Genomic DNA, 15,427 nt, shown 5'->3' on the forward strand with positions numbered 1-15,427 from the left:
AAGAGCTTTTTGTAAGTTTTTCTTTTCTTCTAAGTCTAGGAAATCTTTGGCTGGCATAAGTAGGATTTTTCTAAAATTACTATTTCTATTTTAGGTGGTTTAAGTGCGTTTTAGCTTAGGACTTGCATTAGGGAACGCACCCTACAAGATTGCGATCGCACTAACGTTTCGGGTCAGCGGTTGCCAGGGTCTCTACATCCCGCCCAAGCAACTTCGGTCAATCCGCTGCACCGGAATTGTTAGGCACTAATTTTAGACACGATATTATGACTCATTACCATATGATTCATGCTCAGTCTCAAGTATTGCTATTCGTAGTCGAATATTCTTTGAGAACTTATTGAAATACTGAATTATTTTTAGAAATCCCAAGTTGCCGGTAGAACTTGTTTCTACAAAGTTTACAAACTTCTGAGGTACTGCAACAAGATCCTCTTCGGAAGAAGTTCCAACTGTTATACTCTGCCACTCCACCAACTTCAAAACATTGCGAAGAACTCCTTCTATACCGCCAATTTGGGCTCTTAAATCATCAATAAGTTTCTCATACTCCTGATTATCTTCGTCATCGCTATCGTGTTTTTGCCTTACAGACTTTATTGCATCCTGCTCAAATTCTAGTGTCTTAACAATCTTTTCACCCGCCATCTGAGATTCATTAAGTGCAAACAATACCTCTTCAAAGAGGCTTCGCCGGATTTTCCATTGCCCATCATATTTGTCAAAAATAAAAGCTATGCTCAGTCTTCGAAGTTGTAGCCTAATATTTTGATATAAAGTCAAAACTATTGTATAAATTTCTTGCAGACGCTTAATCCTTCGTTCTAATAGCGCTTTTGCTGCCTTCTTACGTGCGATTTCTTCCTCTTTTGATCGCTGAATTCGTGTATATGCAAGTGCAAACCCTCCTACCGCAACAGTGCCCAATAAAAAAGGGAAAAGCTTGTCATAAGTATCTTTTCTCAGCACAAACGGGGTAGTTTTGGGATTGTCATTATTAACATATATAAAAGATAGGAGCATCGCTGAACAAAGAGCTACAACCGAAAAGATCAAGATACCTAAATCAAGCAACTTTGTATGCCGTATATGCGTCGTTTGGCTTAGTGAATTTCGTTTCATTCTTTATTAGTATTAAGGGTGAATTTGTTTAACAAAGAAAGCTTGAACGAGGTACGAATAATGCTAGAAATTTCATGCCTAACCTCGCAATTACGTCATAAAGACGAAAACTTTCCGTATAACACTCTCCAGACTAACGATATGGGTCAACTTTCGGCATATCACCTCATTTAGGCGTGATCGCTAGAAGTTTCCGTATATCACGCCCAAAAGCGTGTTAGCCAGATTAGCCCACATCGCACTTTAACCCACAGTTTCAATCAATGTGCATGGTGCGTTCCCCAAAATCGATCGCTGGAGCAGTAGGAACCACTTTGGGGAACGCACCCTACGGCTGTCTGGTGCAACGATGAGTTATGTTTTTTGTTGTTTATCCAGAAACTTAGTCATTGCTTCTGATATCGGTTGCTCGCAGATAAAATCGCCGAATTCCTGCTTAAAATCAGACCAAGATTCGGATAACAATCCTTTGCGTCTCCAATACGGATGGAACCATATCCATTGCATAGCGTATCCTGCTGGGTTATCTGTCCATTCACGGTATCGGAAACAGGTTGCTCCGATACATGGAATTCTAAAATCGCCTGTAAAAGGCCTTGCTTCTGGATGAAGCCACAAAAAAGCAACATGCTTCGGGTCATTTTCTTCGCCTTCATAACCATATTGCACAAAGTCGTATCTAAACTCTCGCCGGAAAAAACATGCTATTTTATAAACAGCTTTACGATATTGTATCGGGGATTTATATGTTATCCGAATAGGATTTAACTCTATTTTTTTCGGCGAAATTAATGGAGATATAATATTCACCGAATCTGGATTTATAGCTAAAGGCTTCATTATGCTGACTCCTTTTCAAAAAACATAACTGCATATTACACGGAAAATTTCTGGATAACACTCCTCAGAGTAACGATATGGGTCAACTTTCGGTATATCACCCCATTTAGGAGCAATCGCCAGAACTTTTCCCTATATCACGCCCAAAAGCCTGTTAGCCAGATTAGCATATTGTCAAAAACCTTGTTTAACTAAATTTCTGACAACTAGGCTCATTCTAGCGACGATTATTCGATCTGACCGCACCCCTTGACAAAAATTTATCATTATTCGATTCGTTTAATTGTCGGGGGCTTCTGCACAGATTTTTTACTGGGAAATCCACACCCACCAACAAACTTTTTGCCGCAAACCCTAATTCAACCTTTTGCTCCTGTACTTTTAGCAGCACAGGAGCAAAGCTGAAAATAAAAATTAATAACTGTCCTCATCGGTGATAACTTCCACGGGAATCACTTCTTCTAACACTTTTTCCTGCATTTCTTGGCGACGAATCGGTATTTTGGTTTTTTCCAATTCTGGTAAAGCGACTAATTCCCGTTGTTTTTCCCGGACAGTATTGGGTAACAACATCGGTAAAGGTTCGGGGGTTTCTAACCAGTAGCTGGCCACCGGTAGGGTATGTTCTAAATCTTCCAATAAACGGGGAATAATCATCACCGCGTGCAGTTCACCGATTTTCTCTGCTTCCCGCATTCCCGCATCAATGGCCACGGCCACATTAGCGACGGAACCCCGGATAATGGCCGTACACAAACCATCCCCAATCGTTTCGTAGGAAGCTAACTGTACATCGGCGGATTTTAACATGGCATCGGCTGCCCCCACCATAGCGGGAAAACCGCGGGTTTCCAAGAGACCGATCGACATATTGCTCAGTTTGCTGAAACCCCGTTGACTTTGGGCAATTTCGGCTAAACGGCTACCAATTGGGAAAATTACCTCTAAATTGGGCATCGGTCGGGGAATAACCGATTTAGATACCAATTGTCCGAACTGTGCGGCGGTTTTTGCCCCTTCTTCCACTGCTAACCGCACATCGGCAATATTACCACGCACGATCGCCGTACAGTGACCACCGCCAATTTTTTCGTAACCCACGAGGGTAACTTCTGCCGATTTTAGCATCATATCCGCCGTCCCGACGATCGCCGGAAAGCTGAGGGTAGAGACTAAACCCAAGGCGCTATCTTTGGGGTGACGCTTGGTTTTCATCGTCCTTTGACCGGGGTTAGTTGTGGACGAGGGGGGAATGCTTCCATTAACTCTTAATCTAGACATTGAAGATAAACTTGCCCTAACAGGTACGAAGGGGGTGATTGTCAGCTATCCTGTTACTATCTAGTCTATCCTGTTAACCTTAATTGCTATTGAAGATTTTTGAGGGATTAGATAAATTTTAGTTATTGTAGCTTGATCAAGTTGTCTATGACAGAACAGCCTCGCAGTACAGATGATCGAATCAGCGAAACGGAAGCGACCGAATTAATGCGCTCGCTGCTTCATAAGGAAGGAAATTGGGTGAATTGGGGGCAAAAATGTCAAAAACTGCAAAAAGCTGGCTACGATTCCCAGTTAATCTTTGAACAAACCGGTTTTCAAAATGCCCAACAAAATTTAATTATTGTCGCTGCCCAAGTTTTTGAGAGTTTAATCAAAGCGGGAGCAGCTGAAGATTTGTTAAGTTACTACATCGGGCCGCGCAGTGATGTGCTATACGAATTGCGGATTCTCAACCAAGAACAAAGACTAGGGGCAGCGAAATTAGCGGCAGAAAAAAGGATTGAGGTGGCTGAAGCACACGATATCGCCAAGGCTATCCAAGATTTTTCCCGTTTATCCCAGATTCCCAGTGAATTTACCCGTCATCCTGGAGATGCGATCGCTTACCAGTGTTGGAAACGGGGCAAACAAAAGCGAGATTTAGCCGAAAGAGCGAAATTAATCGCTAAAGGGTTGAAATTTGCCCATTCTGACTCGGCCAGACAGGCGATCGAGTCTTTACTACAAGATTTTACCGTTACTCCCTCCCGTAGCGCACCGTTGCTACCCGTCCATCGTTTACAGGATGAGGACGAATTAGCCCGAATTATTCCTTTAGTAGGAAGATTTCCAGTGACGGTAACTGATATAAAACACACAGAAAGTTTGAGCGTCGAGGAACCTTTTCGACTGGTAACGGTGGGGGATAAACAAACGATTGTGCCTCTCCCCGGTTGGCAAGCAATTCTCAAAGCGATCGATCCTGTAGCTATTTTATGGCCTAGCGATCAATTACCTCGATCGATTGCCACCAGGTCTGAGGAAGTGTTATTAGTGATCGATCGAGTTTTGGCCGAATGGGACGTGAACAATTATTATCTAGTAGAGAGAGATAATTCCGTCTCTTTACAATGGTTTGATAGTCCCCCCGATGTCACCATCTTAGGTCAATTGGTCTTGATTTTAAGAGCCAAAAATATCCTCGATGAAAAAAACATCACCGAACCCTGGCAAATGGACGACTAAATCAGTGATCAGTGATCACTGATCAGGTTTAAGCTATTAGTTATGACTGGGAATAATAAAATAGATAAACTGATAACTGCAATCCAATAAAACTGGTCACTGCTAACTTGTAGCTGACAGCATAACTTAAGAAACTAAGAGACATTTTTCAAGGAAAAAGTAACAAAGAGGACAAAGGAGACAGGAGACAGGAGACAGGAGACAAATTTACCATACTTTTGCCTTTTGCCTTTTGACTCTTGCCTTTTTCTGACTGACAACTGATAACTGATAACTGATAACTGATAACTGATAACTGATATATGCGTGCAGTAATTTGTGGATATTATGGGAGAGGAAACGGAGGAGATGAGGCATTATTAGTGTCTCTATTGCAGATGTTGCCCTCAGCAATTAAACCTATTGTTTTGTCAAATAATCCCAGAGAAACCAGTCAACGTTATGGAGTGGAAACCTGTCCTAGTAGGGATTGGTGGCAAGTTTTTCAAACTATGAAAAAAGCGGATATATTTATCTGGGGTGGCGGCAGTTTAATGCAGGATGTCACCAGTTTTGCCAGTCCAATTTATTACGGTGGTTTAATGGCTCTTGCTCAATTATTGGGCTTAAAAACTATTGCTTGGGGGCAGGGAATTGGACCATTAAATAGACCTTTTACCCGTTGGTTAACCAAAAAAGTTTTACAAAAATGTAGTTTAGTTAGTGTGCGCGATGATACTTCGGCTCATTTAGTCGCCAATTGGGGTATTCATCCCATTGTTGCCCCCGATCCAGTATGGGCTTTAGACGCTCAATCAGTCAAGGGATTATCGGATTTACCCGCCCCAAGAATCGCCGTCAATTTACGTCCCCATCCCCTATTAACCCCGGCAAAATTAGATAAATTAACCCAAGCTTTAATTGATTTACAAATCAGCACGGGGGCGTTTATTCTCTTAGTCCCTTTTCAAAAGTCGCGGGATTTGCCCCTTTGTGAAGCTGTAGCCTGTCAATTAAGGGAAAATCATCAAATCATTAGTTTAGAGGATCCGAGACAGTTAAAAGGCTTATTTCGCGGGGTAGAAATGGTGATCGGAATGCGCTTTCATAGTTTAATTATGGCCGCGGCAGAAGATTGTCGTTGTTTTGCCCTGAGTTATGATCCGAAAGTGTCGCGATTAATTGCCGAAGTACCGATGCCGGGTTGGGAATTAGATCAGTTACCAGAGGCAGTTAATGATATTAGTACCACTTGGATTGATTTTTATGCCAATGGAGAGGGATTAACCAGCGATCGCAAACATTTTTTAATTGATCGAGCTTTAATTCATCGAGAAATTTTATCTAGATTGGTGAGCTAATTTTTATGTCGAGTGCGATTACCGATGCCAGGGCTATTTCATTCTAAAAAGTCTCAAAATATGCTTAAGTCCATAAACATTGTGGCATAGGTTTTGATCAAGGGGAAAGGAGGCACTCGGCACATCCCCATCCCGCTTCGGTCTCGTGTGGGGACTTCCCGTGCCATATTTTCGTTAAGGGCAGTAAAGGGATCGTTAAATCAATCATAAATTGTTATAGCCCATTTCCTCCAGAGCCTAGCATAGAGGGGAAACCTCCTTTATCCCTAGGTAATTGCATGAATGGACTACAACAACAGATTATCAGTCTTGATCAGAAAGTCGAGCGTCTACAGGATATTGTCGAAAGCCTCAGCCAGCAAATTGCTATCCTAGCTGGGGATAAATCGAGTCATTCCCTGCGAGAATCCCTGGAAATGGTCGGTTTTTCCGAGTTATCCGATAATAGCCTCTACGATCATAAAGATATTCTCCGGGATCACGGTGGCAAACAAGCCCCAGCTGTCAATGGCGATAATTCTTTTGCCGATGAAATCCAAATTCGCCGATTAACGGCACAATTGACGGCGGCCTACAATCGCATTGCCGCCCTCGAAGAACAATTACTCAGCTATCGCATCCATTCCTAGTTAATTTCTGCCCAGAGGATTGGGTAAACTGGGCAAGGTGGGATTAGTCGGCAAATTGGGCAAAGGATTGCTATTTTCCAGGGTGGGATTATTAGCCTCCCCCGATAGAGTCGCTAAAGCCACACGATCACCGCCTACCTGTCGCAGTAGGTCTAAAACCCCAACCACTTCGTTATAACTGGCATTTCTGGAGGCATTCAGTACCATCAGTCCATTGGGACTATATTGATGATAATTCTTGATCGCCTCGAACAACTGGGCGCGAGTCACCATTTGTTTTTCGACGTAGAGTTGTCCGAAATCATCGAGACTAACCACCAACATTTCCCGCATCGGGGTGGTGGCGGTACTAGCTTTCGGTAAATCGAGGCTGATAGCCTGTTGGCGAGATAATCCCACTGCACCGAGAATAAAGAAAGTGAGAATACAGAAAATTACATCGATCAAGGGAATGATATTAACCTGCACATCCTCTTGAATGCGGTGTTGATCATGCCATAATTTGAGCGGACGGGCTGTGATATGGCTACTTTTTGGCTTTTTGTGGTTAAGAGATTTAGTTTCGGCCATGCTTGATAAGGGAGAGATTTAGCGATCGAGAGGTTTTTCTAGGTTAGCACTGAGGGCGTATTGTTGGTCTTCTTGGTGTAACCAGCGTTGGCGGTAGATAATTTCTAAATCACTGCCGGCCTTGCGAAAAATTCGGGCTTGATTGAACCAGAGTCCCTGAAAAACACGATAGAAAGCGAGGCTAAAAATAGCGACAATTAGGCCGGTAGCGGTGGAAATTAAAGCTTCACTAATACCTAAAGTTACTCCCGCCGTCGAGGAAGTTCCCAGGTCACTTAATTGAATATTGGCCAAAGAGGTAATTAAACCGAGTACCGTCCCTAATAATCCTAACAGGGGAGAAAGGGCAATGACTGCCTCAAGGATTTTATCGCCCCGTTTCATTAGGGATAATTGTTCATCGGCAGCCGATTCGAGGGCAAAGTGAAAAACCTCTGGATCTGGATTTTCTAAGCGCAGGGGTGCGTAGAGATAGCTACCAATGGGGTGATTGCGGGAATCTCCGGCGACTTTTGCCGCCAAATCCCAGTTACGGATGGCGGATTCCATAATGCGATTTAAAATCTGGCCCTCACTGAGGAGAGTACGACTCCAAAACCAAATTCGTTCGATAATAGTGCTAAGAGCTAAAATAGACAGAAAAAGCAGCGGCCACATGGCCACTCCGCCTTTTTGGATTAAATCAGTTATACTCACGAGTTGTTTTGTTCCTCCAATACCGGGCGATTCGGGCTTGATTATTTAGTTTAAGATTTAAGTCGATCGATTGACATTTATACTTTTTATACCATTTTTCAAAAATCGTGCCATACTTAAGGCGTTTCTCCTAAAGATGAAGTATAACCTGATAGGGCATCCTCTACTGTCTCGGAGTCTCGACTAGGAAATTAATTCTGCACGACTACTTATAGCCGTTATCAATTTTTTAGCCGCCGGCTTTTTTTGATCACTTGCCAAAAACCCAACCTTCTGCTGCAAACTAACGTCGTCTCAACAAATTTTTCATCTCTCCCCAGATAGAAAGTTGACCACCTAGACTAGAGGGATGGGTGAAAATTCCCTGACGGGGACTGAATAAAAAGGCCAACATAAATAGGGTAAAAGCGACAAGCACGATCGCCGGTCCAGAGGGTAAATTCCAGTAATAACTTAAATACATCCCACTGATACTAGAAATAATACCCACACCCACACCTAAACCCATGACTTGATGGAGACGGGTAACTAAAAGATAAGCAGTGGCCGCGGGGGTAATCAAAAGGGACAAAACGAGGATTACTCCCACCGCTTGGAGACTAGCAACTATTGTCAGACCGATCAGGAGCATTAAGCCTAAATCTAATAAATTTACCGGTAAACCCGCCGCTTGCGCCCCGATTTTGTCGAAAGTGTAGAATAATAGTTCTTTATACAGGAGCAAAACGGTTAACAAAACGATAACGGCAATAATTAGGGTATCGCGGATGTCGGCAGCAGTAACACCCAGAATATTGCCGAAGAGAAAGTGATTCAGGTCAATTTTGTTGTTTTTTTGGATGAGAGTGATCAGGGTGATGCCAAGGGCAAAAAAAGCCGAGAAAACGATCCCCATGGCCGCATCTTCTTTGATTGGGGAACGATTACGGATCAAGTTAATCAGTAGAGTACTGACCATTGAGGCTAGTAAAGCACCCAGTAGCAGATTAAAATTACCAATAAAAGCGATCGCTAATCCGGGTAAGACCGAGTGACTGATGGCATCGCCCAAGAGGGCCAAACGTTGTACCATCAGGTAGGTTCCCACCACCGCACAAATGATCCCGACGATGATAGCTTCAATTAGGGATCTCTGCATGAAACTATACTGTAAGGGTTCGATTAATCCTGTTAATAGATTGTTGCCCATGAATCTGCCTTGGGGTTAAATTTTTCTGATTCTCGATCGAGGTTTTGCTCCTAGGGTCTATCTTCTGATCGGGGGAGAAGATAGGTTAGGATAATTAGGATTAATTGTAAGTTTTTTCGCTCCTAACCGCTGCCATGGATACCCCCGTTCTTTCCTCAACTTTTTTTCTGACTCTCCTGCTCATGGTGGGATTATTCTTTTTTATTCGCGGTTCCGTCAAAGAGCGTATCGAACAGCGTGTCTATCTTACCAGTACCAGTGACGACCAACTATTAGAACAACTGCGAGATTATTTTGACCGACGTTCCTATCAAGTCAAGGCGATCGAACCCGAACAGAATATTGTCAGATTACAGGGTTTTGTGCCGCCTAGCCCCTTTCTAGCGATATTTTTGACAATTTTGGCGGCCTTGGGTTTATTTTGCTTCTCACTGGTGTTATCGGTGTTATTTCCCGATACTAATCCCTATATTTTTGCTATTGTGGGTTTATCTCCCCTCGCGGGTGTTTTCTATTGGCAAAAAGTCGGCCGTTTAGAAGAAGTGGCTTTTAAAGTAGAAAGCAAATCTCAGCAAACGGAATTAACTGTCAAAGCCCATCGGGACGAGTTAAGACAACTACAAGATAGTTTAACCTTTCTAGAAAGACAATAAGCTTTTTATGCCCTATGAACGCCTAATTTATCTGGCCGATACCGATGCGGCCGGTGTGGTTTACTTTGCCCATCTTCTCTCGATCTGTCATGAAGCCTACGAGTTTTCTTTAGCACAATTTGGCATCAATATCAAGGATTTTTTCAAAGATTCTCCGGTTGCCCTACCGATTACTCAAGCGGAAATCCAGTTTTTTCGTCCCCTTTTTTGTGGCGATCAAATACAGATTGATTTCACTGCCCGATCCCTGAGCGAAAACGAGTTTCAATTGCAGTATAAAATTTATTTGGCTGAAATCATGGTCGCAAAAGCGAAAACTCGCCATGTGTGCATCGCTCCCACCGCTAGAAAAAGAATCCCTTTACCGGAATCTTTAAAACATTGGTTAGGATATTTATCAACCCTAGAGGAGACTGGTATTTAAGGGATGATTTGGGCAGATTTAACGATAATTTTAACTAGGGATTGGTGGCACAATGCTTGGCAATTATTTAACCTTAGCACCGGGAGGATTATCTGGAATTCTTTTCTGGCCTTTATCCCCTTTATCCTTAGCTTTTGGCTATTTCGGATCGCCCTCGATCGTTCCCTACTCTGGTGGTTAATTCTCTTAGTTTTCCTGCTTTTTTTACCCAATGCTCCCTATATTCTCACCGATAGCATTCATTTAATCGCCTATCTTCAGCAGGATTACGCCAAAAGTTTAATTTTTTTAGTTTTAATCCCCCAGTATAGCTTCTTTATTTTTATTGGCTTTCAGCTATACGTTCTCTCCTTACTTAATTTAAAAAGTTATTGTCAGCAAAGTCAGCTAAATTCAGCAGTTTTACCCCTAGAAATAACTCTCCATTTTTTAAGTGCGATCGGTATTTATCTAGGGCGTTTTCTCCGGCTGAATAGTTGGTATCTAATCACTCAACCGCAGCAACTATTCTGGAGTTTGCAGAATTTACTGACTCAAAAACCTTTGATATTCATCTCTATCTGTTTTTTAATTATTTGGCTACTATACGAAATCAATAAAAGGCTTTACAATCGATTTTTTGGCTACAATTAACGCCTATCGGGGATTTCGACCCTCTCCTAGTCTCTTTCCGATTAATCAAAAGATAGTAGGAAGACAGAGATCAATTGGCCGCACCGATATTATGATCATGATCAATATTTTTTCTCTCTCATCCCCATGACAAGCACTGATCAATCTCAACCCCTGCCTAGGGATGACTATTTTCACTACCAAAATTGTTGGTATCCTGTGTTATTTGTGCAGGATTGGCAAAAAAATCCCTACTCTTTCTCTCTTTATGGGCAACCATTGCTAATATTTCGCGATCAGCAGGGAAAATGGGGCTGTTTGCTTGATCGCTGTCCCCATCGCTTGGCTAAACTCTCCACAGGACAGATGATCGCTGGGCGTTTAGAATGTTTGTACCATGGTTGGCAGTTCGAGACGGATGGAAAATGTTCCCATATTCCCCAACTGCCAGCCAATACCCCGATTCCCCGCAATGCCAAGGTTAAATCCTATGGGGTGGTGGAACGTCAGGGAGTCCTCTGGGTTTGGTTAGGAGAAGAGGAAACAGCGAAAGAAAGCGATATTCCTATCATCAAAGACCTAGAAGACCCCAATTGTGTCCATACCGATTATGTCATCGATTTTCCCTACGAACAGGGCTATTTACTCGAAAATCTCCTCGATCCCGCCCATGTTAATATTAGCCATGATCGCAGCGAATTCGGGGCAAAACGGGAAAATGCTCAACCGTTAGCCTTCCAAATCCTCGAAATCTCGGCGCGGGGAATTCGCAGTCAGTGGCGCAATAGCCGCAATCCGCAGGAAAGCTGGAAATATCTGGATTTTATAGCCCCTAATCTCGTTCATTATCGTTTTTCTCTGCCTAATCCCGATTGGTGTGCTGGATTGGCTTTATACGGGATTTCTCTCAGTCAAGGTCGTTCTCGCTTACTGATGCGACGTTACCAAAATTTTGCCGTTAACTCCCGTCAATACCGTTGGCGCTGGTTGGAACATCTGCGTCAAAGTCGCATCCTCGAAGATGATCTGCCTTTAATTCAAAGTCAGCAGCAAATGGTGGAAAAGTCAAGAGATAGTTTACAAAAATTATACTTACCCTTAAAAAGTTCCGATGCCTTGGTGATTGAGTTACGTCAATGGTTCGATCGCTATGGGGACTCTTTCCCCTACTATCAAGGCTACACCAGCCAGCGGACAACGGCGATCGATTTATCCGATCCTTTACCGCTCGATCGCTATTCTCGTCACACTGTCCACTGTCGCACCTGTAGCACTGCCCATGAAAAAATGGTAAAAACTAAACAAATCGCAATTTTAATGGGGATATTATTAGCTTTACTGGCAATTTTATCCCCAAATCAGTCTATCTATCAAATTACTGCCCTTATTTTCGCAATTTTGGCTTTAGCAATAGCGATCGCTGCCAATTACACCCGCAGAAAATTTGAACGCACCTATGAGAAAAAAGCCCATACCAAACTACACTAATAAGTAGGGCTTGCTGAAAAAGTTTATTGGTGGGGTCAGGAGTCAGGAGAGTTAGGGATAAGATTTCTACTACAAAAATCTGCCTAAATCGAATTCGGTTGTGGCAGTAATTTCTCGAAAACGTTCTTGACTGATAATTAACAATAATCTTTCAGTATAATCCACCGCACCGCGCAATTCTCGTTCTAATCTTGCTAAACCAGCGTTGGCATATTCCTCGAAAATTGTCACTCGCAAAGCTTCCGAATCTACCCCGTGGGGAGAAAGAATTTTCGTGTCTTGGAATTCATTGACTGCCAATAATTTGATTAGGGTATCATAGCCACGAGAAATAAAAATTTCCAGGTTAATAGGTGAGGGTTCCTTCGCTACATTTTCTATCGCCACCCTCTCCTGATATTTTACCCCTAAAGCCGCCGCAAAAGCGATGACATCAGCATAGGTTTGAAAGGGTCCAATTCCCTGATTAAAATTAACTAAGGACTGGACAAATTCCCCTTTATCTCTAGCAATACGCACTCGATGAATGGACATATTTATCAAGTAAAAAGTAAAAAAGGTTACAAAATTCAGGAGATAGGAATTGGTAGTATTTATGAACTAATTTTTCTATCCCCTACCCGCTAATAAATGATAACTGCTTTAAGGATAAGTTTTAATTAGTCCTTTAGCTTGGTAAACATGAAATTGTTCGATGGTGACACCACCGCGCTTGATCGGAATGACAGCTACTTTAGTTATATCTTGGAAATAGGGACGGTAGCGATCGATTATTTCCGGTCTTTCTAGAGAACTATTCGTAGTAATTAATAAACCATTTTTACCAATCCATTCTTGAGGATTAAACCAAATTTGATAACCCCTTTTATCGTTGTTAAAACAGGTGACGGGAATAGGAACTAGGGGATAGAGAGCCATATCTAGCCATGCTGTCACATAAAAACTATGGGTAAAAACGAAGCTAGAATCTTTTAAGAGTTCTAATAATTCGGGCGAATTAGCAAAGCCTTGGCGCAGTTGATTGATATCGACAATTTCCCGAGAAGGGTCTTGTTCTGGGGCAATAATTCCCCCAAAAATTGCGTATTGACTAGGTTTTTGGAAAGTGCCAAAAGTAACGTGAAGCATTGCTATAGATAAAACAGTAACGATAAAAATTCCTGACCCCCATAACCATCTTTTTACCCAGATTCGAGAAGATTGCTGCCAAGTATTGGCCTTTTCTCCTAATAAAATTGTGCAGGACCAGAACCCGGGTAAAATCCAACTAGGGGCGAGATAATGGGAAGCCCCCACATAAATCATTCCCAGGATTAAAGGCAGAGAAACCGAGAGAATTAACCATTTTTTTACTGATTCTTCTTCTCGATGAAAAAATCTTTTTTTCGAGATAAAATTAGGCACTTGTTCGGCAAAGCTTTTAAATGTCACCCACCACATCGGCAGACCGAAAGGAGGAAACATCGTGGCGATACTAATGCCAACAACCGAGAGAATACCGAGAATATTAAAGGTTTTGGGTTCTCCAGAAAAACGGTCTTCTAAATGAAAGCGAAAGGAAATCCAATCATGGTTAATATTCCAGTAGATAATCGGCAATAAAGTTATCAAAAAGAGAATAAATCCTAATCCCAACCAAGGGGATCTAAATACAGGCCAATAGCGGGGAGTGGTCAGACAAAATAAAACTAAACCAAAGCCCAAAATAAAGCCGTGATATTTACTTAAAACCGCCAATCCTACGGCAAGTCCAATATAAGCGAGACGATAGCTAGGATGATAGTTTTTTTCCCGAATTGGCCAGAATTCTTGGGCAGCTAAATAGACTGTTAATGACCAAAAAAAGATTAAAGGACTATCTGGCTGCGAAAGAATCCCGAAGACGATCCCATAGATGGGGATAAGAGTGGCGATCGCTAAAGTCATTCTGGCGACCGGCAGACTGAACAATTTTAAAGCCGTCAGATACAGCAAGCAGAGGCTGCCAGTATAGAGGAGGAGAGTCCCGAAGCGAATGGTAAATTGATTGACTAATCCGGTGATCCAAGTCCCAAAACCCGTGGAAATCGCTACTATTGGCGGATGATCGAAATAACTCCAATCTAGATTATGGCTGTAAACGTAATAATATGCCTCATCGTAACCGGGATAAAGCCCCAAGGCGATGATTATTCTAAACAGGAGTCCACCGATGAGCAGATAAACGGCCAGGCGATCGCTAAGTATTTTGGTCAAAATTCTTACCTCATTTCATCGCTAAAACTGATGTTAGAGACGGGAGATTTTTGGGGTTGCCAGATTCGAGATTTGTGCATCTATGGCAAGGTTAGATTTAAGTGTGATCTTTAGTTACTATATCACCAACTCTGTCATCTCTTAGCCCTTGGCTATCAGCAAACTCTCCCCAGGCGTTGCTGATTTGCGATCTGAAAGTAAGATTAAGGGAACGGGTAACGGTAAAATGATGTTAAGTAAGTGTTTGTAATTAGGGTTTGCTGAATAAATCTAAAAACTCTGTTGGATAATACCATTTTTCATAAGTAATGGCAGAAATGGTTAATCGCCCTCACCCCCCCTGCCCCCCCCGACATCGGGTTGGTGGCGCAAATAAGGCTATGATAAACTAGAATACAATAGCTATTCTAAATCAATAAGAATATGCACATCATCAGCCGTACAAAACTGCGGCAATTTTCTGGAAAACACGCCGAGGCTGTTAATGCCATTAATACTTGGTATAAAATTGCTAGTAAAGCAGAGTGGAAAAACCTGGCTGAAGTTCAAGCTGTGTATTCTCAAGCGGAAGCTGTTGGTAATTTCACGGTCTTTAATATCAAAGGTAATCCCTATCGTCTAATTGTAGATAGCGTTTACAAAGACCAAGTAATTTACATCAAGTACATTTTGACTCACGCGGAGTATGACAAAGATGAGTGGAAAAATGACCCTTACTTTAAACCGTGATACCTACGGAAGGTTACTAGCCGAGTATCTACCAAAAGTGATAGAAAACGAGGCAGAAAACGAACAGGCTATTAACCTAGCTGAGGCCTTATCTCATCGAGAAAATCGCAGTCTAGAAGAAACCACTTTGTTAAATTTACTCTTGACTTTAATCGAAAAGTACGAACAAGATCATTATCCCCTTGAAGAATCAGAACCCCATTCAATACTCTGGGAACTCATGGAAGCTAACAACTTACAAAAAAAAGATTTATCAGATATACTAGGTTCAAAAACAATAGTTTCTGATATTCTTATTGGCCAACAAATAATAACAGAAAAACAAGCTGTAAAGTTAGGACAGTTTTTTCACGTTGACTCAAGTTTATTTTTAAGTAGGTAGGCGTTAAAAA

At 42.1% G+C, this 15,427-nt stretch carries 17 protein-coding genes; 9 read left to right on the forward strand and 8 right to left on the reverse strand.

The genetic code is table 11. The features are described 5' to 3' along the window. Positions 1 to 264: 264 nt before the first annotated feature. The 3 genes from IM477_RS05145 to ccmO form a co-directional block, all read right to left on the reverse strand. Entirely contained in the window at positions 265 to 1,074 is an 810-nt protein-coding gene (locus tag IM477_RS05145) for a hypothetical protein (protein ID WP_287730795.1), read from the reverse strand. A gap of 402 nt (positions 1,075 to 1,476) precedes the next feature. Further along, the gene (locus IM477_RS05150; protein WP_043999199.1) at positions 1,477 to 1,962 is read right to left on the reverse strand and encodes a hypothetical protein; all 486 of its coding nucleotides are present in this window, start codon (positions 1,960 to 1,962) and stop codon (positions 1,477 to 1,479) included. A 414-nt stretch (positions 1,963 to 2,376) separates the two neighbouring features. Then, positions 2,377 to 3,177 carry a beta-carboxysome assembly protein CcmO gene (ccmO, locus tag IM477_RS05155; RefSeq protein WP_002775137.1) on the reverse strand — a complete coding sequence of 267 codons (801 nt, stop codon included), beginning with the start codon at positions 3,175 to 3,177 and terminating at the stop codon, positions 2,377 to 2,379. A gap of 213 nt (positions 3,178 to 3,390) precedes the next feature. Between ccmO and IM477_RS05160 the strand changes: the two genes are divergently transcribed. The 3 genes from IM477_RS05160 (at position 3,391) to IM477_RS05170 (ending at position 6,439) form a co-directional block, all read left to right on the forward strand. Next, a complete protein-coding gene (locus tag IM477_RS05160; protein WP_012264393.1) occupies positions 3,391 to 4,470 on the forward strand; it encodes a RuBisCO accumulation factor 1 in 1,080 nt (359 codons plus the stop codon). Between the two features lie 302 nt (positions 4,471 to 4,772). Beyond that, positions 4,773 to 5,810, forward strand: a complete 1,038-nt coding sequence (gene csaB / locus IM477_RS05165) for a polysaccharide pyruvyl transferase CsaB (RefSeq protein WP_147070232.1) — start codon at positions 4,773 to 4,775, stop codon at positions 5,808 to 5,810. 278 nt (positions 5,811 to 6,088) lie between these two features. Beyond that, entirely contained in the window at positions 6,089 to 6,439 is a 351-nt protein-coding gene (locus IM477_RS05170; protein ID WP_287730799.1) for a hypothetical protein, read from the forward strand. On the opposite strand, the gene IM477_RS05175 is transcribed toward IM477_RS05170, so the two are convergent. The 3 genes from IM477_RS05175 to IM477_RS05185 all read right to left on the reverse strand — a co-directional run bounded on the left by IM477_RS05175 (position 6,440) and on the right by IM477_RS05185 (position 8,894). Beyond that, on the reverse strand, positions 6,440 to 7,009 hold the full coding sequence (locus tag IM477_RS05175) for an ExbD/TolR family protein (protein ID WP_002771111.1): 570 nt from the start codon (positions 7,007 to 7,009) through the stop codon (positions 6,440 to 6,442). Between the two features lie 18 nt (positions 7,010 to 7,027). Then, entirely contained in the window at positions 7,028 to 7,666 is a 639-nt protein-coding gene (locus tag IM477_RS05180) for a MotA/TolQ/ExbB proton channel family protein (RefSeq protein ID WP_002760669.1), read from the reverse strand. A gap of 322 nt (positions 7,667 to 7,988) precedes the next feature. Then, the gene (locus IM477_RS05185) at positions 7,989 to 8,894 is read right to left on the reverse strand and encodes a metal ABC transporter permease (RefSeq protein WP_061430563.1); all 906 of its coding nucleotides are present in this window, start codon (positions 8,892 to 8,894) and stop codon (positions 7,989 to 7,991) included. Positions 8,895 to 9,028: 134 nt separating this feature from the next. On the opposite strand from IM477_RS05185, the gene IM477_RS05190 reads away from it, so the two are divergent. From IM477_RS05190 to IM477_RS05205, 4 genes are all read left to right on the forward strand, one after another. After that, on the forward strand, positions 9,029 to 9,547 hold the full coding sequence (locus IM477_RS05190) for a cofactor assembly of complex C subunit B (RefSeq protein ID WP_287730801.1): 519 nt from the start codon (positions 9,029 to 9,031) through the stop codon (positions 9,545 to 9,547). A 7-nt stretch (positions 9,548 to 9,554) separates the two neighbouring features. Next, the gene (locus IM477_RS05195; protein WP_287730802.1) at positions 9,555 to 9,971 is read left to right on the forward strand and encodes an acyl-CoA thioesterase; all 417 of its coding nucleotides are present in this window, start codon (positions 9,555 to 9,557) and stop codon (positions 9,969 to 9,971) included. A gap of 3 nt (positions 9,972 to 9,974) precedes the next feature. Continuing rightward, complete coding sequence (locus IM477_RS05200; RefSeq protein WP_287730803.1) at positions 9,975 to 10,604, forward strand: DUF1361 domain-containing protein; 630 nt, start codon at positions 9,975 to 9,977, stop codon at positions 10,602 to 10,604. 126 nt (positions 10,605 to 10,730) lie between these two features. Then, positions 10,731 to 12,071: an aromatic ring-hydroxylating dioxygenase subunit alpha gene (locus IM477_RS05205; protein WP_287730805.1), complete on the forward strand. Its 1,341-nt coding sequence runs from the start codon at positions 10,731 to 10,733 to the stop codon at positions 12,069 to 12,071. 69 nt (positions 12,072 to 12,140) lie between these two features. Here IM477_RS05205 and IM477_RS05210 read toward each other — a convergent pair whose 3' ends face one another. Further along, positions 12,141 to 12,605 (reverse strand): DNA phosphorothioation-associated protein 4, encoded by a 465-nt coding sequence (locus tag IM477_RS05210; protein WP_002760679.1) that lies wholly within the window; start codon positions 12,603 to 12,605, stop codon positions 12,141 to 12,143. Positions 12,606 to 12,713: 108 nt separating this feature from the next. After that, complete coding sequence (locus IM477_RS05215) at positions 12,714 to 14,306, reverse strand: ArnT family glycosyltransferase (protein WP_287730807.1); 1,593 nt, start codon at positions 14,304 to 14,306, stop codon at positions 12,714 to 12,716. A gap of 423 nt (positions 14,307 to 14,729) precedes the next feature. Here IM477_RS05215 and IM477_RS05220 point away from each other — a divergent pair, with 423 nt between their 5' ends. Together IM477_RS05220 and IM477_RS05225 are read left to right on the forward strand one after the other, a co-directional pair. Next, positions 14,730 to 15,035: a type II toxin-antitoxin system HigB family toxin gene (locus tag IM477_RS05220; protein WP_002782659.1), complete on the forward strand. Its 306-nt coding sequence runs from the start codon at positions 14,730 to 14,732 to the stop codon at positions 15,033 to 15,035. Beyond that, positions 15,001 to 15,417, forward strand: coding sequence for a helix-turn-helix domain-containing protein (locus tag IM477_RS05225; RefSeq protein ID WP_287730810.1), 417 nt, complete (start codon positions 15,001 to 15,003; stop codon positions 15,415 to 15,417). The genes IM477_RS05220 and IM477_RS05225 overlap by 35 nt, the downstream gene beginning before the upstream one ends. Positions 15,418 to 15,427 lie beyond the last annotated feature (10 nt).

It is taken from the genome of Microcystis sp. M090S1, assembly GCF_020246295.1.
Classification (GTDB): domain Bacteria; phylum Cyanobacteriota; class Cyanobacteriia; order Cyanobacteriales; family Microcystaceae; genus Microcystis; species Microcystis aeruginosa.

Excerpts from the sequence above, each read along its gene's own strand:
- IM477_RS05150 (WP_043999199.1), bottom strand. The coding sequence starts at position 1,962 with ATGAAGCCTTTAGCTATAAATCCAGATTCGGTGAATATTATATCTCCA.
- ccmO (WP_002775137.1), bottom strand. The coding sequence starts at position 3,177 with ATGAAAACCAAGCGTCACCCCAAAGATAGCGCCTTGGGTTTAGTCTCT.
- IM477_RS05160 (WP_012264393.1), top strand. The coding sequence starts at position 3,391 with ATGACAGAACAGCCTCGCAGTACAGATGATCGAATCAGCGAAACGGAA.
- csaB (WP_147070232.1), top strand. The coding sequence starts at position 4,773 with ATGCGTGCAGTAATTTGTGGATATTATGGGAGAGGAAACGGAGGAGAT.
- IM477_RS05170 (WP_287730799.1), top strand. The coding sequence starts at position 6,089 with ATGAATGGACTACAACAACAGATTATCAGTCTTGATCAGAAAGTCGAG.
- IM477_RS05175 (WP_002771111.1), bottom strand. The coding sequence starts at position 7,009 with ATGGCCGAAACTAAATCTCTTAACCACAAAAAGCCAAAAAGTAGCCAT.
- IM477_RS05180 (WP_002760669.1), bottom strand. The coding sequence starts at position 7,666 with ATGTGGCCGCTGCTTTTTCTGTCTATTTTAGCTCTTAGCACTATTATC.
- IM477_RS05185 (WP_061430563.1), bottom strand. The coding sequence starts at position 8,894 with ATGGGCAACAATCTATTAACAGGATTAATCGAACCCTTACAGTATAGT.
- IM477_RS05190 (WP_287730801.1), top strand. The coding sequence starts at position 9,029 with ATGGATACCCCCGTTCTTTCCTCAACTTTTTTTCTGACTCTCCTGCTC.
- IM477_RS05195 (WP_287730802.1), top strand. The coding sequence starts at position 9,555 with ATGCCCTATGAACGCCTAATTTATCTGGCCGATACCGATGCGGCCGGT.
- IM477_RS05200 (WP_287730803.1), top strand. The coding sequence starts at position 9,975 with ATGATTTGGGCAGATTTAACGATAATTTTAACTAGGGATTGGTGGCAC.
- IM477_RS05205 (WP_287730805.1), top strand. The coding sequence starts at position 10,731 with ATGACAAGCACTGATCAATCTCAACCCCTGCCTAGGGATGACTATTTT.
- IM477_RS05210 (WP_002760679.1), bottom strand. The coding sequence starts at position 12,605 with ATGTCCATTCATCGAGTGCGTATTGCTAGAGATAAAGGGGAATTTGTC.
- IM477_RS05220 (WP_002782659.1), top strand. The coding sequence starts at position 14,730 with ATGCACATCATCAGCCGTACAAAACTGCGGCAATTTTCTGGAAAACAC.
- IM477_RS05225 (WP_287730810.1), top strand. The coding sequence starts at position 15,001 with ATGAGTGGAAAAATGACCCTTACTTTAAACCGTGATACCTACGGAAGG.